The following is a 22,497-nucleotide window of genomic DNA, read 5'->3' on the forward strand; positions in this document are numbered from 1 at the left end:
TTGCATGGATAAAGCGACGCAAAACAGACACATTTTGCTGATTGATCATGATGAGGATCAGCATCGTTATAAAGATGACATTGGGGATGCTGAGATTGTGAAATCATCGCGCATCATTTGGTGTTTTGTTTTCTTGATTGTGGCATTAATCATTTGGTCATATTTTGCGAATTTAGTGGAGGTTTCCACAGGTTCAGGCAAAGTGGTGCCCACATCAAGAGAGCAGGTGATTCAATCGCTAGAAGGTGGGATCATTGCAGATTTACATGTGCGTGAAGGCGACATTGTGGAAAAGGATCAAGTCTTGGCGCAGTTAGATTTAACAAAAACCGAAGCAATTGTTGAAGAGAGCGCTGCGAAATATCGTGCCGCTTTAGCAAGCATTGCGCGCTTAGAAGCAGAGGTGGATCAAAGTGATTTAGAGTTCCCGGATGAATTAGATGACTTTCCTGAGCTCATTCAAGCGGAAACGCGTTTATATAAAACACGTCAAAATGCTTTGCAACAATCATTAAGTGGGCTTGAGCAATCCCTCAATTTGGTGAAATCTGAATTACAATTGACGGAAAATTTAGCCAAAAAAGGCGCGGCCAGTAATGTGGATGTTTTAAAATTACAGCGCCAAGTGGCGGATTTAGAGCTACAAATTACGGATAAAATGTCTGAATACATGGTGCAAGCACGCCAAGAATTAAGCCGCGTGCAGGCAGAAGCGGAATCTTTAGAATCTGTGGTGCGTGGGCGAGAGGATTCATTGTCCCGCTTAACGTTGCGCTCACCTGTGCGCGGGATTGTGAAAAATGTGATGTTAACCACGCGCGGCGGTGTTGTTCCGCCAAATGGTGAGTTAATGCGCATTGTGCCGCTTGATGATCAATTGTTGATTGAAGCGCGCATCTCCCCGCGTGACATTGCCTATATTCATCCCGGGCAAGAGGCTAAAGTGAAGATCACCGCCTATGATTACGCCATTTTTGGGGGCTTAGATGGTCATGTAACGGTGATTTCGCCAGATACCATTCAAGATGAAGTCAAACCCGATGTGTTTTATTATCGTGTCTTTATTTTGACGGACACAGATTCATTGGTGGATAAAAAAACCGGGCATGCTTTTCCGATTGTGCCGGGGATGATTGCAACGGTGGACATCAAAACGGGTGAAAAAACCGTCTTTGATTACCTCATGAAACCCTTTGGGCGCGTCAAAGAGGCATTGCGTGAGCGATAAACGATGACATGTTATAGAATGGGCACATGATCGAATAGAATAAAGGAACACACATGACCTTCCATAAAATCGCCCTTTGTGCGGTGCTTTGCAGTCCGCTGTTTTCACCAGTGTTGGCCGATGAAGTACAAACGAACCATTACCCAAATGGCCAGATTAAAAATGAAGCCCATTTTGTTGATGGCATTTCGCATGGCTTGACAAAACATTGGTACAAAAATGGTCAAACATCGATGGAAGTGATGTATGACCATGGACAAGTGGTGAGCACAGTGTCTTATTATCCTGAAGGGCAGATGCGCATGCGTGAAACATTAGATGATGTCACAGGCATTTTAACCACAGAAGCTTGGTACAGCACAGGTGAAGTGAGTCACCGTTTTCAATCGAAAAAGGGGCGCAAAGAGGGTACATTGGTGAAATATGCACCAACCGGCCTAAAAGTGGCAGAAGTGAGTTACAGCGATGGCGTCAATGATGGTTGGTGCCGCACTTGGGGCGAGCGTGATGTGTTAGAAACAGAGCTCTATTACGAAAAAGGCCGTCTTGATCGTCAGCGCTCAACGAAAGGGGACGTATGCCGCGTGGACATTTGGCGCTTTGGCTTTCGTTGATTGAGGGAATCAATCAGTCGATTCATAAAACTGTCATATAATTGACGCATAATTGTCATATTTCTCAGGTGGAAGATGATGTATGCAGAAAATCATATTGATTGTGGAAGATGATGATGCCTTAAGGCAAATGCTGGTCATGTTGATGCAAAGCAGTGGTTTTGCAGTGCTTGAAGCGCGTGATCAGCCCACCGCCTTAGCAATATTGAACGCGCAAACGGTGCATCTTGCCCTCATTGATTGGATGATTCCGGGCGGCAGCGGCATTTCACTGATTAAGCAGCTGCGTAAAGATGAAAATTTAAAACACATTCCCGTGATCATGCTGACGGCAAAAACCGCAGAAGATGATCAAGTCCAAGGCTTTGATGTGGGCGCAGATGATTATGTCACCAAGCCTTTTTCAAATAAGCAGTTGTTAGTACGCATTAAAGCGCTTCTTCGGCGCATTTACCCTGAAGATCAACCACGTTTGATGATCAATAATTTAGCCATTGATGAAGCGTCCCATCGCGTGTTCATCGATGATCAAGAAGTGGAGTTGGGCCCCACAGAATATAAATTGCTCAGCTTTTTAATGCAGCGTGCAGAGCGCGTTTTTAGTCGAGATCAGCTCATTGATCACATTTGGGGCAATGATGTATACATTGATGATCGCACGGTGGATGTGCACATTGGCCGCCTACGCAAACAGCTCGAAAAAGGCGGCGTTGCCAAAATGATTCAAACGGTGCGCGGCGCGGGTTACCGTTTATCTGGCCAAGTCAAAGAGTGATCATGATGCTCAAACAAACCTTCCTTAAACGCTTTTTACTTGAACTCTTTTTAACACTGCTTCTTTGTGGCATGATTGGCTTACTGTTTGGGCACTTCTTATTGGGCTTATTGGTGGGCTTTGTGGGATTGGTGTGCTGGCATTGTTATCATCTGTTTCGTTTATCGTGCTGGATTTGGCAGAAAAATGCTCTGTATCCGCCTCAAAGTTTTGGCAGTTGGGAGATCATTTATTATGGGCTTCATAAGCATCAACAGCGTTTGCGTTCACGGCAAAATGAGTTGGCACAGATCATCCGTTTATTTCGTCATGGCGTGGAAACATCCCCGGATGCTTTGATGATTGTGGATGATGCTGGCAACATTCAATGGTGCAATCAACGCGTGAAAACACAGCTCAACATCCGCTGGCCAGATGATAAAGGGCAAAACATTGTCAATCTGATTCGTGATCCGGCTTTGGCAGATTATCTGCAACAAGAGGATTTTAGCGAGCCCTTAACCCTAAAAATTCACCAAAAACACTATATGGAATTTCGGGTGCTGCCATATGAACACAGCCGTCATATCATTGTGGCGCGCAATGTGAATGACATTTATTTAGCCCAATTGCAGCGCAAAGACTTTTTCACGCACGCAAGCCATGAGCTCAGAACGCCGCTGTCGGTCGTCAAAGGTTATGTGGAAATGTTCGAAGAAGATTTAGTGCCAGAGAATCAAAAGGCGCAAACTTGGCAAAAGGTGCAATCACAAATCGAGCGGATGGAATCACTCATCGGGCAGATTTTATTATTAAGTAAGATTGAGAATATGTCTGCCCATGCGGTGATGCATCGAATCAATGTGGCTAAACTGTTAGATCAATGGATCAGCAGCATCATAGAGGTGCACCCCGATTATGAGATTGTGGCAAACATTGAGGCAAATCTTTCCATCATGGGGCATCAAGATCAGCTCTACAGCGTGATGTGCAATTTGATTGATAATGCCATTAAACACAATCCTCCGGGCACGAAGATTCAGATCACATGGGCGAGGGCATCAAAGGGTGTATTGTTCAGCGTGCAAGATAACGGCGTTGGCATTGCAGGGCACCATTTGAATCGCTTAACGGAGCGCTTTTATCAAGTGGACAGCGCACACACGCATCGCAAAAACAGTTCAGGGCTTGGGCTTGCCATTGTGAAACATGCCCTTCGTCATCATGGTTGTGATTTAAGCATTGAGAGTTTTCCGAATCGAGGTTCAACGTTTTCCTTTGTCATTCCTGCACATTTGATTGTGGAATAAAAAATTTGTTGTCATCTTCTTGTCACATTCATTTTTTACACTAAGGTCAGTTAAATTAAAAAACATCTCTAACAAGGAGTTAAGCATGAAAAAGATTGGTTGGACCCTCGCATTGACCGCAGCCGTTTCCTTTAATGCAGCACACGCAGATGTGAACATTACAGGTGCGGGCGCATCCTTTCCGGCACCTGTGTATGCAAAATGGGCAGACACTTATCATAAAGAAACAGGCGTGAAAGTGAACTATCAAGCGATTGGCTCTTCAGGCGGAATCAAACAGATCAATGCAAAAACGGTGGACTTTGGGGCAAGCGATGCGCCTTTATCCGATGATCAATTGAAACAAGATGGCTTAATGCAATTCCCAACTGTGATTGGCGGCGTTGTGGTGGCGGTGAATGTGAAGGGCATTGAGTCGAATCAATTGGTGCTCGATGGTCAAACCCTTGGGGACATTTACTTAGGTAAAATCAAAAACTGGAACGATGCGGCGATTGCTCAATTGAACCCGAATGTAACATTGCCGAATCAAGATATTAATGTGGTGCGCCGCGCGGATGGTTCTGGCACAACCTTTGTATTCACAAGCTACTTGAGCAAAGTGAATTCTGAATGGAATCAGCAAGTGGGTAAAAGCACGACCGTGAAATGGCCTGTGGGCGTTGGCGGTAAAGGCAATGATGGCGTTGCGGCATTTGTTCAGCGTTTACCGGGATCGATTGGTTATGTGGAATATGCGTATGCTAAACAGAATAATTTAGCGTATACAAAACTCTATTCTGCAGATGGACAAGTGATTTCGCCATCGGCTGAGAGCTTCAGTGCTGCTGCGAAAAAGGCGAATTGGGCAGAAACTTTTGCTCAAGATTTAACGAATCAATCTGGTGACAATGCATGGCCAATTACATCCACAACCTTCATCTTATTACAAAAGGTGCAGGACAATGCTGAGAAGGGCAAAGCCGTCTTGAACTTCTTTGATTGGGCGTATCAAAATGGGCAACAAGCGGCGGTGGCATTAGATTATGCCGTGTTACCCGACAATGTGATTGCAGAGATCAAAAAAGCGTGGGCAACAGAGCTCACAACCAAAGATGGTCAAGCACTCATTGAATAGGACGAGTCATCACATATGGCTAAAGTGAAAAATACACAAAGATCCCCATCGAAGGTTGGGGATCTCATCTTTGATAATGTCGTTCGCGTGGCGGGGATTTTCGTCCTGTTATTGTTGAGCGGCATCATTATTTCTTTGATCATCGCCTCGATGCCAAGCATTAAAGAGTTTGGGCTACCATTTTTATGGGATAAAAATTGGGATCCGCCCATGGATGAATATGGTGCATTGGTGCCCATTTATGGCACGATTGTCACCTCCATCATTGCTTTGGTGATTGCGGTGCCCGTCAGCTTTGGGATTGCCTTTTTCTTAACAGAGCTCTCGCCGTTATGGTTGCGCCGTCCGCTTGGGATCGCCATTGAGCTATTGGCAGCCATTCCTAGCATCGTTTATGGTATGTGGGGCTTATTTGTATTTGCGCCCATTTTTGCAGAATATTTTCAGATGCCGATGAATGATATTCTTGCCAACATCCCGATTTTAAATCTCTTCTTTACAGGCCCAGCGTTCGGGATTGGTTTATTGGCGGCAGGTTTCATCTTAGCGATCATGATCATTCCGTACATCACATCAGTCATGCGCGATGTGTTTGAGCAAACGCCGACTTTAATGAAGGAAGCGGCGTATGGCATTGGCTGCACAACATGGGAATGCATTCGCTACATTGTGTTGCCGTACACCAAAAATGGTGTCATTGGTGGCGTGATGCTTGGTTTAGGGCGTGCTCTTGGGGAAACGATGGCGGTGACGTTCATCATCGGTAATACGTATCAATTAGACAGTTTATCGCTCTTTATGCCGGGTAATTCCATCACCTCATCCTTGGCCAATGAGTTTGCGGAGTCAGAGCCGGGCTTACATTCGGCTGCGTTGATGGAATTGGGTTTGATCCTATTTGTGATCACGTTCATTGTGTTGGCATTGTCTAAATTGATGTTGTTGCGCTTGAGTCAAAAAGAGGGGAATCGCTGATGAGAGATGAAAGCATGGCGATGCGTTTACAAAAGCGCCGCCGCATTAAAAATCGCTTAGCCATTGGCATTTCAATGATTGCCGTGCTTTTTGGCTTGGTGTGGCTGACATGGATTTTATATTCCACCGTCACAAAAGGTATGGGCGGATTGTCGCTCGCGGTCTTTACAGAGATGACGCCACCGCCAAACACTGAAGGCGGCGGTTTAGCAAACGCCATGATGGGGAGCTTATTATTGGTGGGGGTTGCCACATTGATTGGTACGCCACTTGGCATTTTATCGGGCATTTATTTGGCGGAATATGGCCGTAACAATTGGTTGGCAAGCATCATTCGTTTTATCAATGATGTGCTACTCTCTGCGCCATCGATCATCATTGGTTTGTTTGTTTATATGGTCATGATCGTGCCCATGGGGCACTTTTCAGGTTGGGCGGGGATTGTGGCATTGGCATTGATTCAGTTGCCCATCATTGTGCGCACCACAGAAAATATGTTGTTACTGGTGCCCAATAATTTACGAGAAGCAGCCTATGCCCTTGGCACGCCGCGCTGGCGCATGATTTTAACCATCACGTTAAAGGCATCGGTATCCGGCATTGTCACTGGCGTATTATTGGCGATTGCCCGCATTGCAGGGGAAACAGCGCCTTTACTCTTTACCGCATTGTCGAACCAATTTTGGAGCACCGATCTCAATGCGCCCATTGCAAACTTACCGGTCACCATCTTTAAGTTCGCCATGAGTCCATTTAAAGAGTGGCAGGAGCTTGCTTGGGCAGGAGTATTATTGATCACGGTGTTTGTGTTGTTCCTCAACATTTTAGCCCGCGTATTGTTCAGTCAGAAGAAAAGGTAAATCCATGACGCAAAATTCAACACACAATAAAATTGAAGTGCGCAACTTGAATTTTTACTATCAAAAATTTCATGCTTTAAAAGAGATCTCCATCGACATTAAGGCGAATGCTGTGACTGCGTTCATTGGCCCTTCAGGTTGCGGTAAATCTACATTGCTGCGCACATTCAATAAAATGTATGAGCTGTATCCTGAGCAACATGCACAAGGAGAGATTTTGCTCAATGGGCAAAATATTTTAACGGATCGTCGTGACATTTCATTGCTGCGTGCGCAAGTGGGCATGGTGTTCCAAAAGCCCACGCCTTTTCCGATGTCCATTTATGACAACATTGCCTTTGGCATTAAGCAATTTGAGAAATTATCCCGCGTGGAGATGGATGAGCGCGTGGAATGGGCTTTGACGAAGGCGGCGCTTTGGGATGAAGTCAAAGATAAAATTCATCAAAGTGGTAACAGTTTGTCAGGCGGACAACAGCAGCGTTTATGCATTGCGCGCGGCATTGCCATTAAGCCTGAAGTGTTGTTGCTCGATGAACCATGCTCGGCGCTTGACCCGATTTCCACGGGGCGCATTGAAGAGCTCATCACTGAGCTTAAAGACAGCTATACCGTGGTGATTGTGACGCACAATATGCAACAAGCGGCGCGCTGCTCAGATTACACAGCATTTATGTATTTAGGCGAGTTGGTGGAATATGGCAAAACCGATGACATTTTCACTTCTCCGATGAAAAAACAGACCGAAGATTATATTACAGGCCGTTATGGCTAAAAGGGGCGAGTGATGGATTATTTAGGCAAACACATTTCAGGGCAATATGATGCCGATTTAGCGCACATTCGCCGTGAAGTGATGACCATGGGCGGTTTAGTGGAGCAGCAGTTCAGTCATGCGATTCGTACGCTTTTAGAACATGATGTTGAATTGGCAGAGCAAGTGATTGCAGGGGATCAAAAAGTCAATCAGATGGAAGTGGCGATTGATGAAGCCTGTGTGAAAATCATCGCAAAGCGCCAGCCAACGGCCAGTGATTTACGTTTGATCATGGTGATTTTAAAACTGATTGCAGAGCTTGAGCGCATTGGCGATTCGGCAGAAGCCATTTGTAGAATCGCCAAGCAAGATTTTACGCCAGAGCAATTGAGCTTATTGACCTCTCTTGAAACGATGGGCAACAGCGTCATGAAGATGCTCAAAGATGTGTTAGATGCTTTTACGCGCATGGATATGGATGCAGCCTTGACGGTTTATTTAGAAGATAAACGCATTGCCCAAAAATATGATTTGGTGATCCGCCAAATGATGACATTCATGATGGAAGATCCCCGTTCGATCCCCAATATTTTGATCGCGTTAAATTGCGCGCGCTCCATCATGCGAGTGAGTTCTCGTTGTCAAAACATCAGCGAATTGGTCTTTTATTTTGTCAAAGGTCAAGATTATCGACATGTGGGGGATGATGTGATCGAAAAGCTCTTAAAAGAGCGTGAAAACCCAGCCTAAACTTGAGATAAATGTTTGAAATCATTTTAGTTGATTACGATCAAGGATCGAAGGTAAGGGCTAGGCTATACTGATCTCAGTGGTTCCTACAACTCTACTAACAAGGGGGATGAAGATGGGTTGGTTTACGATGCCGGTGATGTTCAGTTTATTAGGTGTGGCTTTCATTATTGGGTTTGCTGCATGGATGTATTGGTTTGTGAGTTCAAAAATTAAAGAGGAAAACTCACAAAGCCAATCATAATCATCTTCTGAAGATCATCAATGATCATTGAAAATGCTTCATGTCGTAAAGGTATTGGCCTTGATGAACTGAAGTATTTTTTTTGCGCACTCATCAGAGAAAATGAGCCCCGTATGGCTCACCGGTAAAATGGTGTGATCCGTCATGCCTTTAATTTTGGTTTCTTCAATGGTGACGGTGCCATCTGAGGGGATGTTTTTGCCACGCGCAAAGAGTAGGCGTGCACCCATTGACGAATGCCCTGCAATCGAACCTAATGGAATCATTGGCCATTGCCATTCGTTGTGCTTAGGCAAGAGGGTGGCCAGGCTTTTGCCCATCAAAACATCTAAACGATATTGCTGCACAAATGTCACCACGGATGCACCTTGCCACGGTGTGCCAAGGGTGACCACTTTTTTCACTTGTGTGATGTCAGTGAGCATAGCGATCGCTTTTTGTGCCAATAAACCGCCTAAGCTGTGGCACACTAAAATGACCGGCCCATCAATCTTTTCAATATAATCGGCTAAGCGCTCTGCGCTTTGTTCAGTCGATTGCGTTAAGGTGTGATAGGAAAAGATTTCTGCGGGGTAATCCTGGTGCTTAAAAAATTGCTTAAGGCGCACCATCACCACACCAGACATAAAGAGTCCATGCACGAGGACGATAGTGGGCAGCGGTTGTTGATGATTTGCAGTCATTATTCATCCTTATATTTGATAATATTATTAAAAAGTATATATTAATAATTAATATAAATTATTTTAACATGATCGGCATGTCGGATCTATCATAATGCATTTGAAAACATTTGTAAGTGTTGTATTGCAAAATAATGACGGTTTTTATTTAAAAAATATATATTATTGGCGTACGATTATTTATAAGTTATTGAAATTATCATTTAAGATGCTGTCTTTAATTTAATAAACTAAATTGCGTAAACTTATGTAAGGGCGTAATCTTATTTTCATGATTTAGGCATTGATTAAAGATGTTCCGATCATGTTTTCAAATGGAAAAACAGAAAGGGGAACGATAATGAAAACCAATATGGTCTACAGAGCGAATGAATACAATGTGTGTGAGCGCGGCAATTATCGCAGCCATCGCTTTTTCTCTTATGGCGGCTTTTATGATGCGGATCGTACGCAGTTCGGAACCTTGCGTTTATTGAACAATAACTTTTTCACAGGCCCTGGCCGTTTTGGTCAGCAACATCACAGTGATTTAGAAGTAATCATCATGCCATTAAATGGTGAAATTGAATACACAGACAGCCGCGCCCATCGTTCGATTGTCAAAAAAGAAGAAGTATTGGTGGTGAGTGCAGGCACAGGCTTGAGTTATGCCATCAATAGCGTGAATCCTAAAGAAGAAGTCAATTATCTAAAAATTTGGGTGATGCCACGTAGACGCGGTTTAACGCCCCGTCATCAAGTGTGTGCGGTGGATACAGATATGTTCGCCAATCGCTTTCATTACTTTGTTGCGCCTGATAATGTGATCAGTAAGGATCGCGCAGTGATTCATCAAGATGCGTGGATTGCGGCTTCAGAAGTCGATCCTAAGAAAAAAATCACCTACACGAAGAAAGATGCCAAAAATGGTGTGTTCATTCGTGTGTGCTATGGCGACATTAAAGTGCGCGATCATCTATTGTCAGAAGGCGATTGCATTGCCTTTGATGATAAACAAGACATTAAGATTGAAGGGATCACGCAAAACCGCTTTGTTTTGCTTGAATTACCGATGAATGTAACGCTGTACGATTCAGAGGATTCGATCACTATCCCACCTAAGATGTAATCGAAGAATCGTCAGCATTACTTGAAGCAAAGCCTGATTTTATCAGGCTTTTTTCGGTTGTTTGGCCACCCAAAGGGAAATTAAAATGATGGTGGAACCAATCGTGAATTCAATGGGCATGTCAATCGTACCGCCAAACAGCAGATTGATCACAATGCCAAAGGGAATGAGCAAATTATTCATCACCGATAATGTGGCAGCGGAGACTTTTGTCGCCCCTTGCAACCATAAATATTGCCCAAGCCCTGTGGCTAAAAATCCCACATAAAATAGGGATAGGAGCGTGCTGGTTTGCACGGTGAATTTTGTGGTGCCAAGGAGCAACCAAGTGGGGAAAACCACCACAAATGCACCGGCAAAGAACCAAAAGAAGCTTTGATAATTTTTGCGTGATTGCGTTTGTGTGCGCTGATAATAGGTTTGCCCAAACGCAAAAACAAAGTTTGCCGTTTGCATCAGCACAAATCCCATGACAAATGATGGGGAAATGGCTTGATAACGAATGATCGCAGCGCCAATCACCGCTAAAAATGCCGCCATAAATGCGCGCGCCTGAAACGTTCTGTCAAAGAAACTTCGAATGATGACAATGTAAATCGGCGTTGTGATGGAAAAGAGCAGCACTTCAATCACGCTGATGTAATGAAAGGCTTGATATAAAAAAATGTACGTCAAACCAAATTGGCATGCGCCCACGAGCATCAATTGCCCAATCTCTTGCAGCGATGTTTTGCGCACAAAGGGTAAAAAGATCACGATGCCGCACATAATGCGGATCAATACCGCTAAATAAGGATCGACAAATGGGGCGATGTATAGGCCAATCAAGGAAAATGAGAGTGACCATAAAATGGAGATGACGGACAGTTCTAACATAATGAATTTTGCTGAGCTAAAAACGACATCATAGTGCAGCCCTTGGTAAAAAGCGAATATTCTCAAATGACCTGATATAATTTGCCCTTTGATTCACCACGCAGACGATCATGGCACAAACAATACAGACAAAGAAAAAACGCGGTCTTCTAGGCTCGCTCTTCACCATCAGCGCATGGACGTTGGTTTCACGCATTTTAGGGCTTGTGCGTGACATCGTATTTGCAAGCTTCTTTGGTGCAAGCGCCATGATGGATGCCTTTAATGTGGCGTTTAGAATCCCGAATCTCTTTCGCCGATTTTTTGGGGAAGGCGCATTTAACCAATCTTTTGTGCCGGTTTTCAGTGAATATTATGAGAAAAAGCGTAATCAACTGCCGCTCTTTGTGGCAGAGGTTTCCGGTTCTTTAGGCATTGTGCTCCTTGCGATTACTGCCCTTGGCATTCTTTTTGCACCAGAATTGGTGACGGTGTTTGCCAGCGGCTTTAAAGCGGATCCTGAGAAGTTTGCCTTAACGGCGGATTTGGTGCGCATCATGATTCCGTATGTCTTTTTGATTTGCATGCTCGCGATGTATTCAAGTATTTTAAACTCATTAGATCGTTTTGCGCTGCCTGCATTGTTGCCAAGTTTGTTGAACATCGCTTTAATCATTGGTGCATTTGTGAGCGTGGAGTTTTTAGAGATTCCGATCATGGGCTTAGGTTATGCTGTTTTGATTGCAGGGATTTTGCAATGCATGATTGTAATGATGAGTGTGCACCGCCAAAATTTATTGACGAAAATGCCGCGCGTTGCCTTTGGCGCACCGGGCGTAAAGCAGGTGATTGTGTTGATGGTGCCCGCTTTAATCGGCTCATCAAGCAGCCAAATTAATATTCTGATTAACACACAATTGGCATCGCGTTTAGAAACAGGCAGTGTGACATGGCTCTATTATTCGGATCGTTTGGTGGAATTTGCATTGGGCACGGTTGCAGTTGCGTTAGGCACAGTTGTGTTGCCGAAATTGTCCCGTTTAAATGCATTAAATGATCGTGAAGGCTTTGAAAAAACCGTCAATTGGGGCATTCGATTGGCGCTGGTTTTGGGTGTGCCATCAAGCATTGGGCTGATCATTTTGGCAGAACCTTTATTGGCGCTGCTTTTCATGCGCGGCGCTTTTACTTTGTATGATGTGAAGATGTCCGCCTTGAGCTTGGTCACCTATGGCACAAGCATTGTGGCGTATTTTCTCATTAAGATTTTAGCGCCCGTGTATTACTCAAGACAAGACACCAAAACACCTCTGAAATTTGGTTTAGTGGCCATTGGTGTGAACATTGCCTTACAATTTGTCTTGGTGCATTATTATGCGCATGCAGGGCTTGCACTTTCGACCTCGATTGCGGCGTGGGTCAATGCAATGCTGTTGATGATGGGTTTGCATCATTTGGGCATTTATCGCATTCAGCGCCTATGGACAGGGCAATTGTGGGTGATTGTGCCTGCAAATATTATGCTCGGTCTTTTCTTATATTGGGTCTCAACGTATCAGGACTTTTGGTTTGATTCAGGCTTATTGCTACGCTTAGCGGCGCTTGTAGTGGTTATGATGGTGGCATTGGTGGGTTACTTTGCAACGCTACATGTGCTTGGATTCTCTGTGAAACAATTCAAAAATGTCTCGTAAATACATTGATCTGGATCAAAAAGTAAAGTTTTGTATGTAAATTATCCATGTGTAAATTTTTGTTTGAGCTTTCTGATCATTTCGCGTATTGTATCACCTACCAAGCAACTACAGACTGAATGACACTGCACAAGTTTGAGAAATAACAAGGTTACATAACAATAATTGAGCAAGCGCCTAAAATTAGGCGCTTTTTTTATGTAGTGTTTAGATCACTTTGCGTACAAATGCATCCTCACTGATGCCTTGTTTTAAGATGATTTTTGCCCATTCTTTTGCAGAATGTAGCGAATGATCCTTATAGTTACCGCAGGCAACACGCGCAATGCCTTGCACCTGATCAATGGTGTAATCATCTTTGACGATGGTTTCAAGCGTTGCTTTCAGGGCTTTGGCAACATCAGTTGCGCTCGGTTCACCCCATGCAATCAAATGAAAACCTGTGCGGCAGCCAAAGGGCGAGATGTCAATGATGCCTGCTAAATGATTGCGCATCAAATCAGCAAAAATGTGCTCCATGGTGTGTAATCCACAAGTTTCGATCGCCACTTCATTCGGCTGAGTCAAGCGTACATCAAAATTGGTGATCACATCGCCTTTAGGGCCATGTTCTTTGGCGATTAAGCGCACATACGGCGCAAGCACTTTGTCATGATCAAGGGTAAAACTTTCAACTTCTGCCATTTTATCTTCTCCTATATGTTTGGTTGGTTATGTAGTATATATACCTTAAAAATTCATGGCACGGAAGGCTAAAGCTTCAGTTAAATGTGTGGCTTTAATGTCATCAGATCCCTCTAAGTCAGCAATGGTGCGGGCAACGCGCAAAATTCGATGAAAACTTCTCGGTGATAAATTTAATCTTTTTTGTGCTTTATCCATCAATTCAAGCTCTTTGATGCCTAAATGACAATCCTCATCAATCTCCCGTACAGAGAGCAAGGCATTGTGCTTACCGCGCCTTGCCAATTGACGGGCACGGGCTTTAAGCACGCTGTCTCGCATTTCGCTTGAGGATTCGCCAAGTTGCGTTGATTGCAGCTCAGATGTCATCAAACGCGGCACTTCCACATGTAGATCAATGCGATCTAAAAATGGCCCTGAAATTTTATTGCGATAACGGGCAACCGCATCATTGCTGCATTGGCATGCTTTTTCTTTATCCCCATAAAATCCGCAAGCACAGGGATTCATGGCTGCAATCAATTGAAATTGTGCGGGGAATTTTGCTTGGCTTGTGGCGCGTGAAATGTGAATTTCCCCAGATTCTAAAGGTTCACGCAGGGTTTCTAAAACTTTGCGATCAAATTCGGGTAACTCATCTAAAAAGAGCACACCATGATGGGCAAGGGAAATTTCACCCGGCCGCGGATTCGATCCACCGCCCACAAGAGAAACAGAAGAGGCTGTATGATGTGGTGCACGAAATGGGCGCACGCCAAATTGTTCAATGTCAAATCCTTGATGGCTGACGGAGGCAATGGCGGCGGCTTCAATGGCTTCGGTTTGTGTCATGTCTGGCAAAATCGTCATAAAACGTGAAGCCAACATAGTTTTACCGGTACCCGGTGGGCCAATCAGTAAAATATTGTGCCCGCCACTTGCGGCAATTTTCAGCGCACGTTTTGCAAAGACTTGTCCCTTAATGTCGAGCATATCAAGGTGCGAATGCATGTGATGAATGTCCGCTTGATCAGGTGGGGACAGCGTGGCTTTTTGCTCTAAAAATGTCACCACTTCTTTTAAGGAGCTCGCCACTAAGATGTGCGAGCTGTCTAAAAAGCCCACTTCATTGCTGCGATCTTTCGGAATGATGATGTTTTTATGGTGGGAAACAGCCGCAATCACCGTAGGCAATAAACCACGAATGGCACGTAAGTCACCGGTTAATGCCAGTTCACCAATGAATTCATGTGTGTCGATTAAGGGCGATTGCAATTGTCCTGAGGCGATCAATACGCCAAGGGCAATGGAAAGATCATAACGTCCGCCTTCTTTAGGCAGATCGGCTGGGGAGAGATTGACGGTGATTTTACGCGCAGGGAACTCAAAGCCTGAGTTGATGATGGCTGCACGAACGCGGTCTTTGCTCTCTTTGACGGCGGTTTCTGGCATCCCGACAATGTGAAATGCAGGTAAACCATTGCTGATATGAGTTTCAACGCGAACAATCTCAGATGTGAGCGCCTTTTGTGCACGCGTATAAAGAATGGATAAATTCACACTTCACCCTCTTTATGTGGTTGATTACGATCATTAATCTACCACGAGTGTGAAGTGTGTTTGATTGATTTGTTAAATTAACGACCCGCCATGATTTGTGTTTCGTCTAATGTGGCAATCTCGATGCCTTTCATTGGCGCGCCTAAGTTTCTAGACAATTTTGCCAACAATTCGAAATCTTCATAATTTGCCGTGGCTTGTACGATTGCGCGGGCAAAAGCTTCAGGGTTTTCAGATTTGAAAATACCTGAGCCCACAAATACACCATCTGCGCCTAATAACATCATCAATACCGCATCCGCTGGGGTTGCAACGCCGCCTGCGGCATAGTTCACCACAGGTAAGCGACCATTTTTCTTGATCTCTTTGATGAGTTCATAAGGCGCGCCGATGTCACGCGCATACACCATCAATTCATCGTCAGATTTTGTGGTCAATAAACGGATCTCTTCATTCACTTGACGCATGTGGCGCACCGCTTCTACGATGTTGCCTGTGCCTGGTTCACCTTTTGTGCGAAGCATTTTAGAGCCTTCACCAATGCGACGAAGGGCTTCACCTAAGTTGCGGCAACCACATACGAATGGTACTTTGTAATCGCTTTTGAGTAAGTGATACACATCATCTGCGGGCGTCAATACTTCACTCTCATCGATGTAATCAATGCCGATGGCTTCTAAAATACGAGCTTCTGCAATGTGGCCAATGCGCACTTTTGCCATCACAGGAATGGACACAGAGGCTTTGATGGCATGGATCAATTCAGGATCTGTCATGCGAGCAACGCCGCCTTCTTTACGAATGTCTGACGGTACGCGCTCTAAAGCCATCACTGCCACAGCGCCTGCAGCTTCAGCGATTTTAGCTTCTTCAACACTCACAACATCCATGATTACGCCGCGTGGTGGCATCACAACTTCTTGACTCATTTTTTTCCCCTTTGACTTGGTTTTGTTTAAAAGTAGCACTAGCCTACCAAGGGAAAAACCGTCATCATAGAACCAGTTGGTTGCTTTTTATACCATCCACTTTTTTAAAGGATGCAACATGTTTGTGATTGACCGAGATCATCGTAAACCTTTTTATCAGCAAATCATTGAAATGATTGAAGAGGCCATCATCAATGGCCAATTGCCAGCCGGGGCAAGATTACCCTCAGAGCGCGCCTTAAGTGAACGATTAATGGTCAATCGTTCCACCGTCATTCGTGCTTTTGATGAATTGGCAGCGCGCAATATCATCATTAAGCGTGCGGGTTCTGGCACCTTTGTGAATGATCAAAAATGGGGATTGTTGACCCATCCATCCCTCAATTGGCGGCACAATAGTTTGGATCAATTGTTTCAGCCGCGCCCATCTTCTGTGCGCCCGCAGCAACACAGTTATGATCTACGAAGCGGCGATTTACCGATTGAGCTCTATCCGCCGTTACAGTTGCCAGAAACCGATTGGCAAACTTTGATCCATGCAGAGTTGCAAGATGACAGCGCGCGCCTTGGCATTGCGTCTCTTCGTGAAGCGGTGCAGCGCTATTTGTATGATCGCTTTCGCTACAAAGTGCCCATTGAGCAAATTTTGATCACATCAGGTGCGCAGCAAGCCATTTCATTGATTGCGTTAGGTTTGCTCAAACCCGGTGATGCCATTGGGATTGAGCAACCTTCTTATTTTTATGCGCTACCGATTTTTCAATCAGTTGGGCTACGAATTTATGGGATTCCGGTGGATCAGCAAGGCATTTGCATAGATAAATTAGATGAATTGGTGCATAAACATTCTCTGAAAATGCTGTTTGTGAATCCGAATTTTCAAAATCCCACAGGTTACGTGATGAGTGCTCAGCGCAAAAAGCAGTTGGTGGATTTTTGTCATCGTAAAAAATTGGCGATCGTGGAAGATGATGCCTATAGCCAATTGAAACTCCATTCAACGCTCGATGTTTCGCCCATTGCGCAGCATGATCAACACGGCAATACGATTTATATGGGCTCATTGTCCAAATATTTAGGGCGCTCCATTCGCATTGGTTGGATGATTGCGCCGGCGGCAGTTGTCAATAATTTAGCGAACATTCGTCATCAGCTCGATTCAGGTTTGAGCGCCTTGCCGCAAGTGATGGCGGAAAATTATCTCAACCATTATGCCGATCAACATGAGCAACTGCTTCGAACCACGTTAGCAACGCGCATGCAACATTGTGTGGCGCATTTACGCAGCATTTTGCCCAAGCATTATCGGTTTGATGTGCCCCAAGGCGGCTTTCATCTCTATTTAACACGCCTTGATCACCATAAAGCGTATGGAAAACCGATTGTGCAGGATTTAGCGGATCATCAGATTCTTGCCACAGAAGGCGAATTTTTCGGGGATGCACGCATTAAAAACAGCGCCCGCATCAGTTTTGTGCATGCTACAATCGCCCCATCAGAATCCCATTAAGAGACGATAATCATGAAAAAAAGTTTTGATCAATATGCACAAAAATATGACAGTTGGTTTTTAGACAACAGCAATGTGCTGATGTCTGAAGTTAAATTGGTGGCCAAAACCTTAGAAGGTTGTGAGAACATTGTGTCTGTCGGCTGTGGCAGCGGTTTATTTGAATCCATTTTGCGCCAAGAGTTTGGCATTCACATCACAGATGGCGTTGAACCTTCAAAAGACATGGCGGCGATTGCGGCAAAACGTGGCTTAGAAGTGATGATTGAAACGGCAGAAAATTATGATTATCTTGGCCGCACCTATGACACCATTTTGTACAATGGTTGCNCAGGTTACATCACCGATTTAGGCAAAGCGTTGACCAATAGTTTCAATGCCCTGAATCCCGGCGGCAAAGTGATCGTGATCGACATCCCAAAAGAGAGCGGTTATGGCTTATTGTATAACTTGGCAAAAGCGGTGAAATCTTGGGATCATCCCTTATTGACGGGCGTTTATCCACGCAATCCTTATCCCATTGAATTGGTGGATCAAGCAAATTGGCGCACCACGGGCGAGAAAATCGATCTCATGGAAAAAGTGGGCTTTGTGGATTTTGAATTTTATCAAACCTTAACCACGCATCCTGTGTATTCAGATTTACAGATTGAAGAACCCATCAGCGGCTTTGATAAAGGCGATTACGTGGCAATTTGTGCGTATAAACCGAAATAATGGGTTGGAGTGAAGCCGCATGGCAAGCGCAATTGCCTGTGTATGAAACCACAAAGCAGTTGCCTTTTATTCAGCAATTGATGAAAGGCACATTGGCAAAAGAGCGCTTTGCCTTTTACATTGAGCAAGATGCTTTGTATTTACGGAGTTTTTCTACGGTGCTGTTGCACTTTGCACAGCGCATGGATCAACCGCGTTATCAACGCTATTTTGAAGGCTTTGTGGCGGAAAATATGGCCGGTGAGCAAGCGCTGCATGATCAATATCTCACGCGGGATTTATCTAGCATTGCCGCGAGTGAAACGCTTATAGGTTTTCTCAACTTTTATGATCAATTGTGCAACGCGCCCATCGAGATTGCATTGGCAGGGATTTTACCTTGTTTCATTGTGTATCAGCGCCTTGGGCAATACATTTATGCGAATCATGCGCGGGAAAATAATCCGTACACCGCATGGATTGACATGTATGCAGGCATTGAGCATGCTGAATCTGTGCATAAATTACGTGAAGTGTGTGATGATTATGGTGCACATGCATCGACGGAGTTACAACAAGCAATGATGGCGAGTTACCGCGAAGGTTGCCTTTGGGATCAGCGATTTTGGGTCAGTTGCTATGAGCTTGGTGCATCAATCTGAACGATAATAAGTTAAATAATACAATTGGTTAAGTGGTTATGTAAACCATAAATTATTTTAATTATTTGACATAAAGCGTTGTGGGGTTACAATTTTACCTGTTTGATTAACCAAAACAGAGTGAATATGAGAACAGCACAACGCTTTTTTGTGACCGGAACGGACACAGAAATTGGTAAAACACGCATCACCGCAGGATTATTGGAAAAAGCTGCGCGTTCAGGCTTGCAATCTTTGGGCATTAAGCCTGTGGCAAGTGGCAGTGACATGACGATCGATGGCCTTCGCAATGAAGATGCGTTAGCTCATCAAGCTGCCTCTTCTTATCCTTGCCCGTATGACATCATCAATCCTTTTTGCTTTGCCCCTGCGATTGCGCCCCACATTGTGGCAGAGCAAGAGAAAGTTACCCTCACTGTTGCCACCATTACAGAAGCTTTAAAGCCTGCATTATCAGAGCCTGCGGAGTTTGTCTTAGTGGAAGGCGCAGGTGGTTGGCACACGCCATTAAATCAAACGGAGTGTTACTCAGATTGGGTCAAAGCAGCAGGTTTGCCCGTCATTGTGGTGGTGGGCGTTAAATTAGGTGCCATTAACCATGCATTATTGACCGTGGAATCGATTGAGCGCGCAGGTTTAACGGTGGCAGGTTGGGTGGCAAATTGCGTGGATGCTGACATGCCTTATCAACAAGAAAATTTAGATTACCTCATTGCGCACATGCCGGCGCCTTGCTTAGGCGTGGTGCCATTTTTACAAGCAGATGAAAGCGCCGCCGATTATTTATCCCTTCCTTTGGACGCATAAACAATGACAGAAAATCAAAAATGGATGCAACGCGACTTATCCGTGGTGTGGCATCCGTGTACGCAAATGAAAGATCATGAAACCTATCCTTTAGTGCCGATTAAACGGGGGGAAGGGGTTTGGCTGTATGACTTTGATGACAACAAATATTTAGATGGCATCAGCTCATGGTGGGTCAATGTGTTTGGCCATGCGAATCCTAAAATCAATCAAGCGGTGAAGGATCAGTTAGATCAGCTCGAACATGTGATCATGGCAGGTTTTACCCATGAGCCCATGATTCGCTTGTCTGAAGAGTTAGTCAGCATCACGCGTGATGGTCTAGATTACTGCTTTTATGCGGACAATGGCTCATCATGCATTGAATCCGCGCTTAAAATGAGCATGCATTATTGGCGCAATGTGGGCGAGCCGACGAAGAATAAATTTGTCACCTTTACCAACAGTTATCATGGTGAAACTGTGGGGGCAATGTCTGTCGGGGATGCGCCTTTATATACGCAAAGTTATAAATCAATGCTTTTTGATACCTTTAAAGTGACTGCGCCAGATCTGTATGAAAAAGCCGAAGATGAGACGGAGGAAGCGTATACATTAAAGCGCTTTGCGGAGATGGAAGCCTTAATCCACGATCATCATCATGAAATCGCAGCGGTGATCATCGAGCCTTTGGTGCAATGTGCCGGTGGCATGCGCATGCATTCACCCTTATATTTAACGAAATTGCGTGCATTGTGTGATCAATACAATGTGCACATTATTTTAGATGAAATTGCTGTGGGTTTTGGGCGCACAGGCACAATGTTTGCCCACGAGCAAGCGGATATGGTGCCAGACTTTTTATGCTTATCTAAAGCATTGACGGGCGGTTATTTGCCGATGTCTGTGTGTATGACGAGCAAAAAAGTTTATGATGCGTTTTATCGTGAATATCATCCTGAATCGGTCTTTTTGCATTCTCACAGTTATACGGGCAATGCGCTGGCATGCAGTGCGGCTTTGGCAACATTATCCATTTTTAGAGAGGATGATGTGATCAACAATAACCAAAAATTGATTCAAGCTTTTGCGAAATACACGGCGCCGTTAAAAGATCATCCAAATGTTGCACAAGTGCGCCAAACCGGGATGATTACGGCGATTGAAGTGGTTAAAGATAAAGCCACGCGCACGCCATTTTCATGGGAAAGCCGCATTGGGCTTAAAATGTTTGATTATGCCATGAAGCATGGTTTACTCATTCGTCCATTGGGCGGAATTGTCTACTTCAATACGCCTTACATTGTGACAGAAGAGCAGATCAAATGGATGGTGAATATCGCAACCGATGCCATTGATTATGCATTGACGCAGGTTTAAACCTCGATAATAAAAAGCCACGAAAGTGGCTTTTTTATTTTAAATATTAACATTTGATTAAATATTATATACAATTCTTGATACAGATAAGCTATGAAAATATTTTTTTTCAGATAAAATAATCTTAGGAACAATTTATATTAAAATTATAAGTCTGGTGTAGTAAAAACCATATTATGGTTGAAAATAATAAATTTCTCATTTAACAATATAATAATAGTATTAAGGAATATAATGAAGTCTTTTAAATTGACGTCACTGATTGCGGCATCAGCCGTATTGTTAACCGCTTGTACGACTGGCGAAAATCTTAGAGCAGATGTTTACAGGGCGGGAGATGTGAACCAAGTACAAAATGTTGCAGTGGTAACCATTTTAAGTGTGACACCAGCGAAAGTTGCTGTAGATAATTCAGAGAACAAAAAAAGAGCTCAATTAGGTGGCACGTTATTAGGTGCAATAGGTGGGGCATTAATCGGTAATAATCATGGTCGTTATGGTGCAACATCAGGTGGCGTGATTGGTGGTGCTGCCGGTGCAATAGGTGGCTCTATGGTTTCAGATGAGGCGATTGTCAGTGGCGTGTCTTTAACCTATAAAAAAGCTAATAGTAATAATATCTTAAATTCTGTTCAAGTGGGTAAACCTTGTGAATTTAAAAAAGGTAAAGCCATGGTCATTGCGGCACGTAAGAATGAAACACGTATCCAACCAAATAATCCTGGTGGTTGTAAATAAAATACATAAGGTGAGCATTATGCTAAAAACAAAAGTGGTCATATTGACGATGGTTTCTATGTTTTCCATGAGTCATGCTCAGTTTCTTGATGACGATATTGCTGCGATTGAGCGTATTCAAAACCAAAAGTATCGCGAACAACAGCAAGCACAAAAAGCTGCAGCTGCGCGTCAAGCAAAAATCAATGCAGAACGGGCTGCGAAGCAAGCAAAGATTGATGCAGAACGAGCAGCTCGTCAGGCAAAAATTGATGCCGAAAATGAAGCAAGAAAAATCAAAATGGATCATCGAGATGATGAAAACTATGAGTTAGAGATGGAAATTAAACGCATGGAGTTGATGGCTAGAAAGAAAGAGCTAGAACAGAAAGCGCGTAATTATGATTTAGATTTCCAAGTTGAATCTGCACAGGCAGAAAGACAAGCGGCAATTGAAAAAGCAAGGTTAAAACAAGCAGATGCCTTTATTGAAGAAGAACTAGCAGCACAGAGAACACGACGTGATGTTTTACAATCGGAAGCAGATGCTACCCGAAATGTTTCTGAAGGTGTTAAAAGTAATCTGTCTAAGAAAGGTTTTTTTGAAAAAGAATAGAATACTCAAGACATGAAATATGAATAAAA

General features: G+C 44.1%; 23 protein-coding genes. 18 read left to right on the top strand and 5 right to left on the bottom strand.

Annotation, left to right across the window (positions count from 1 at the left end; all coding sequences use genetic code 11):
- Positions 1-4 precede the first annotated feature (4 nt).
- The 9 genes from B143_RS0104650 (at position 5) to phoU (ending at position 8,365) form a co-directional block, all read left to right on the top strand.
- Entirely contained in the window at positions 5-1,228 is a 1,224-nt protein-coding gene (locus B143_RS0104650) for a beta-barrel domain-containing protein (RefSeq protein WP_008316142.1), read from the top strand.
- Between the two features lie 53 nt (positions 1,229-1,281).
- A complete protein-coding gene (locus B143_RS0104655) occupies positions 1,282-1,842 on the top strand; it encodes a toxin-antitoxin system YwqK family antitoxin (protein WP_018122394.1) in 561 nt (186 codons plus the stop codon).
- Between the two features lie 82 nt (positions 1,843-1,924).
- Complete coding sequence (gene phoB / locus B143_RS0104660; protein ID WP_018122395.1) at positions 1,925-2,617, top strand: phosphate regulon transcriptional regulator PhoB; 693 nt, start codon at positions 1,925-1,927, stop codon at positions 2,615-2,617.
- Between the two features lie 2 nt (positions 2,618-2,619).
- A complete protein-coding gene (gene phoR, locus B143_RS0104665) occupies positions 2,620-3,906 on the top strand; it encodes a phosphate regulon sensor histidine kinase PhoR (protein WP_018122396.1) in 1,287 nt (428 codons plus the stop codon).
- Between the two features lie 85 nt (positions 3,907-3,991).
- Positions 3,992-5,023, top strand: a complete 1,032-nt coding sequence (gene pstS / locus B143_RS0104670) for a phosphate ABC transporter substrate-binding protein PstS (RefSeq protein WP_018122397.1) — start codon at positions 3,992-3,994, stop codon at positions 5,021-5,023.
- 15 nt (positions 5,024-5,038) lie between these two features.
- On the top strand, positions 5,039-5,998 hold the full coding sequence (pstC, locus tag B143_RS0104675) for a phosphate ABC transporter permease PstC (protein WP_018122398.1): 960 nt from the start codon (positions 5,039-5,041) through the stop codon (positions 5,996-5,998).
- Entirely contained in the window at positions 5,998-6,858 is an 861-nt protein-coding gene (gene pstA, locus B143_RS0104680; protein WP_018122399.1) for a phosphate ABC transporter permease PstA, read from the top strand. The genes pstC and pstA overlap by 1 nt, the downstream gene beginning before the upstream one ends.
- A 4-nt stretch (positions 6,859-6,862) precedes the next feature.
- Positions 6,863-7,633, top strand: a complete 771-nt coding sequence (gene pstB / locus B143_RS0104685) for a phosphate ABC transporter ATP-binding protein PstB (protein WP_018122400.1) — start codon at positions 6,863-6,865, stop codon at positions 7,631-7,633.
- A gap of 12 nt (positions 7,634-7,645) precedes the next feature.
- Positions 7,646-8,365: a phosphate signaling complex protein PhoU gene (phoU, locus tag B143_RS0104690; protein ID WP_008316155.1), complete on the top strand. Its 720-nt coding sequence runs from the start codon at positions 7,646-7,648 to the stop codon at positions 8,363-8,365.
- A 282-nt stretch (positions 8,366-8,647) separates the two neighbouring features.
- Here the strand turns inward: phoU and B143_RS0104700 are convergent, their stop codons facing one another.
- The gene (locus B143_RS0104700; protein WP_018122401.1) at positions 8,648-9,292 is read right to left on the bottom strand and encodes an alpha/beta fold hydrolase; all 645 of its coding nucleotides are present in this window, start codon (positions 9,290-9,292) and stop codon (positions 8,648-8,650) included.
- 340 nt (positions 9,293-9,632) lie between these two features.
- Between B143_RS0104700 and B143_RS0104705 the strand changes: the two genes are divergently transcribed.
- Positions 9,633-10,400: a pirin family protein gene (locus B143_RS0104705; RefSeq protein ID WP_018122402.1), complete on the top strand. Its 768-nt coding sequence runs from the start codon at positions 9,633-9,635 to the stop codon at positions 10,398-10,400.
- Between the two features lie 42 nt (positions 10,401-10,442).
- Here B143_RS0104705 and B143_RS0104710 read toward each other — a convergent pair whose 3' ends face one another.
- A complete protein-coding gene (locus B143_RS0104710) occupies positions 10,443-11,276 on the bottom strand; it encodes an EamA family transporter (RefSeq protein WP_018122403.1) in 834 nt (277 codons plus the stop codon).
- A 110-nt stretch (positions 11,277-11,386) separates the two neighbouring features.
- On the opposite strand from B143_RS0104710, the gene murJ reads away from it, so the two are divergent.
- Positions 11,387-12,949: a murein biosynthesis integral membrane protein MurJ gene (murJ, locus tag B143_RS0104715; protein WP_018122404.1), complete on the top strand. Its 1,563-nt coding sequence runs from the start codon at positions 11,387-11,389 to the stop codon at positions 12,947-12,949.
- Positions 12,950-13,156: 207 nt separating this feature from the next.
- On the opposite strand, the gene B143_RS0104720 is transcribed toward murJ, so the two are convergent.
- The 3 genes from B143_RS0104720 to pdxS form a co-directional block, all read right to left on the bottom strand.
- Positions 13,157-13,633 (bottom strand): S-ribosylhomocysteine lyase, encoded by a 477-nt coding sequence (locus tag B143_RS0104720; RefSeq protein WP_018122405.1) that lies wholly within the window; start codon positions 13,631-13,633, stop codon positions 13,157-13,159.
- A 45-nt stretch (positions 13,634-13,678) separates the two neighbouring features.
- Positions 13,679-15,172, bottom strand: a complete 1,494-nt coding sequence (locus B143_RS0104725; RefSeq protein WP_018122406.1) for a YifB family Mg chelatase-like AAA ATPase — start codon at positions 15,170-15,172, stop codon at positions 13,679-13,681.
- Between the two features lie 77 nt (positions 15,173-15,249).
- Positions 15,250-16,101: a pyridoxal 5'-phosphate synthase lyase subunit PdxS gene (gene pdxS / locus B143_RS0104730; protein ID WP_008316163.1), complete on the bottom strand. Its 852-nt coding sequence runs from the start codon at positions 16,099-16,101 to the stop codon at positions 15,250-15,252.
- 118 nt (positions 16,102-16,219) lie between these two features.
- On the opposite strand from pdxS, the gene B143_RS0104735 reads away from it, so the two are divergent.
- The 7 genes from B143_RS0104735 to B143_RS0104765 all read left to right on the top strand — a co-directional run bounded on the left by B143_RS0104735 (position 16,220) and on the right by B143_RS0104765 (position 22,468).
- Positions 16,220-17,611, top strand: a complete 1,392-nt coding sequence (locus B143_RS0104735; protein ID WP_018122407.1) for an aminotransferase-like domain-containing protein — start codon at positions 16,220-16,222, stop codon at positions 17,609-17,611.
- Between the two features lie 12 nt (positions 17,612-17,623).
- Positions 17,624-18,328, top strand: coding sequence for a class I SAM-dependent DNA methyltransferase (locus tag B143_RS0104740; protein ID WP_018122408.1), 705 nt, complete (start codon positions 17,624-17,626; stop codon positions 18,326-18,328).
- The gene (locus B143_RS0104745; protein WP_018122409.1) at positions 18,328-18,969 is read left to right on the top strand and encodes a TenA family protein; all 642 of its coding nucleotides are present in this window, start codon (positions 18,328-18,330) and stop codon (positions 18,967-18,969) included. The genes B143_RS0104740 and B143_RS0104745 overlap by 1 nt, the downstream gene beginning before the upstream one ends.
- Before the next feature lie 126 nt (positions 18,970-19,095).
- A complete protein-coding gene (gene bioD, locus B143_RS0104750; protein ID WP_018122410.1) occupies positions 19,096-19,776 on the top strand; it encodes a dethiobiotin synthase in 681 nt (226 codons plus the stop codon).
- Between the two features lie 3 nt (positions 19,777-19,779).
- Positions 19,780-21,135, top strand: a complete 1,356-nt coding sequence (locus B143_RS0104755; RefSeq protein ID WP_008316171.1) for an adenosylmethionine--8-amino-7-oxononanoate transaminase — start codon at positions 19,780-19,782, stop codon at positions 21,133-21,135.
- Positions 21,136-21,369: 234 nt separating this feature from the next.
- Positions 21,370-21,873: a hypothetical protein gene (locus B143_RS0104760; RefSeq protein ID WP_018122411.1), complete on the top strand. Its 504-nt coding sequence runs from the start codon at positions 21,370-21,372 to the stop codon at positions 21,871-21,873.
- Positions 21,874-21,892: 19 nt separating this feature from the next.
- A complete protein-coding gene (locus tag B143_RS0104765) occupies positions 21,893-22,468 on the top strand; it encodes a DUF5384 family protein (RefSeq protein WP_008316176.1) in 576 nt (191 codons plus the stop codon).
- The last annotated feature ends 29 nt before the right edge of the window (positions 22,469-22,497 follow it).

The organism is Wohlfahrtiimonas chitiniclastica DSM 18708, assembly GCF_000375345.1.
In the GTDB taxonomy this organism is placed as follows: Bacteria; Pseudomonadota; Gammaproteobacteria; order Cardiobacteriales; family Wohlfahrtiimonadaceae; genus Wohlfahrtiimonas; species Wohlfahrtiimonas chitiniclastica.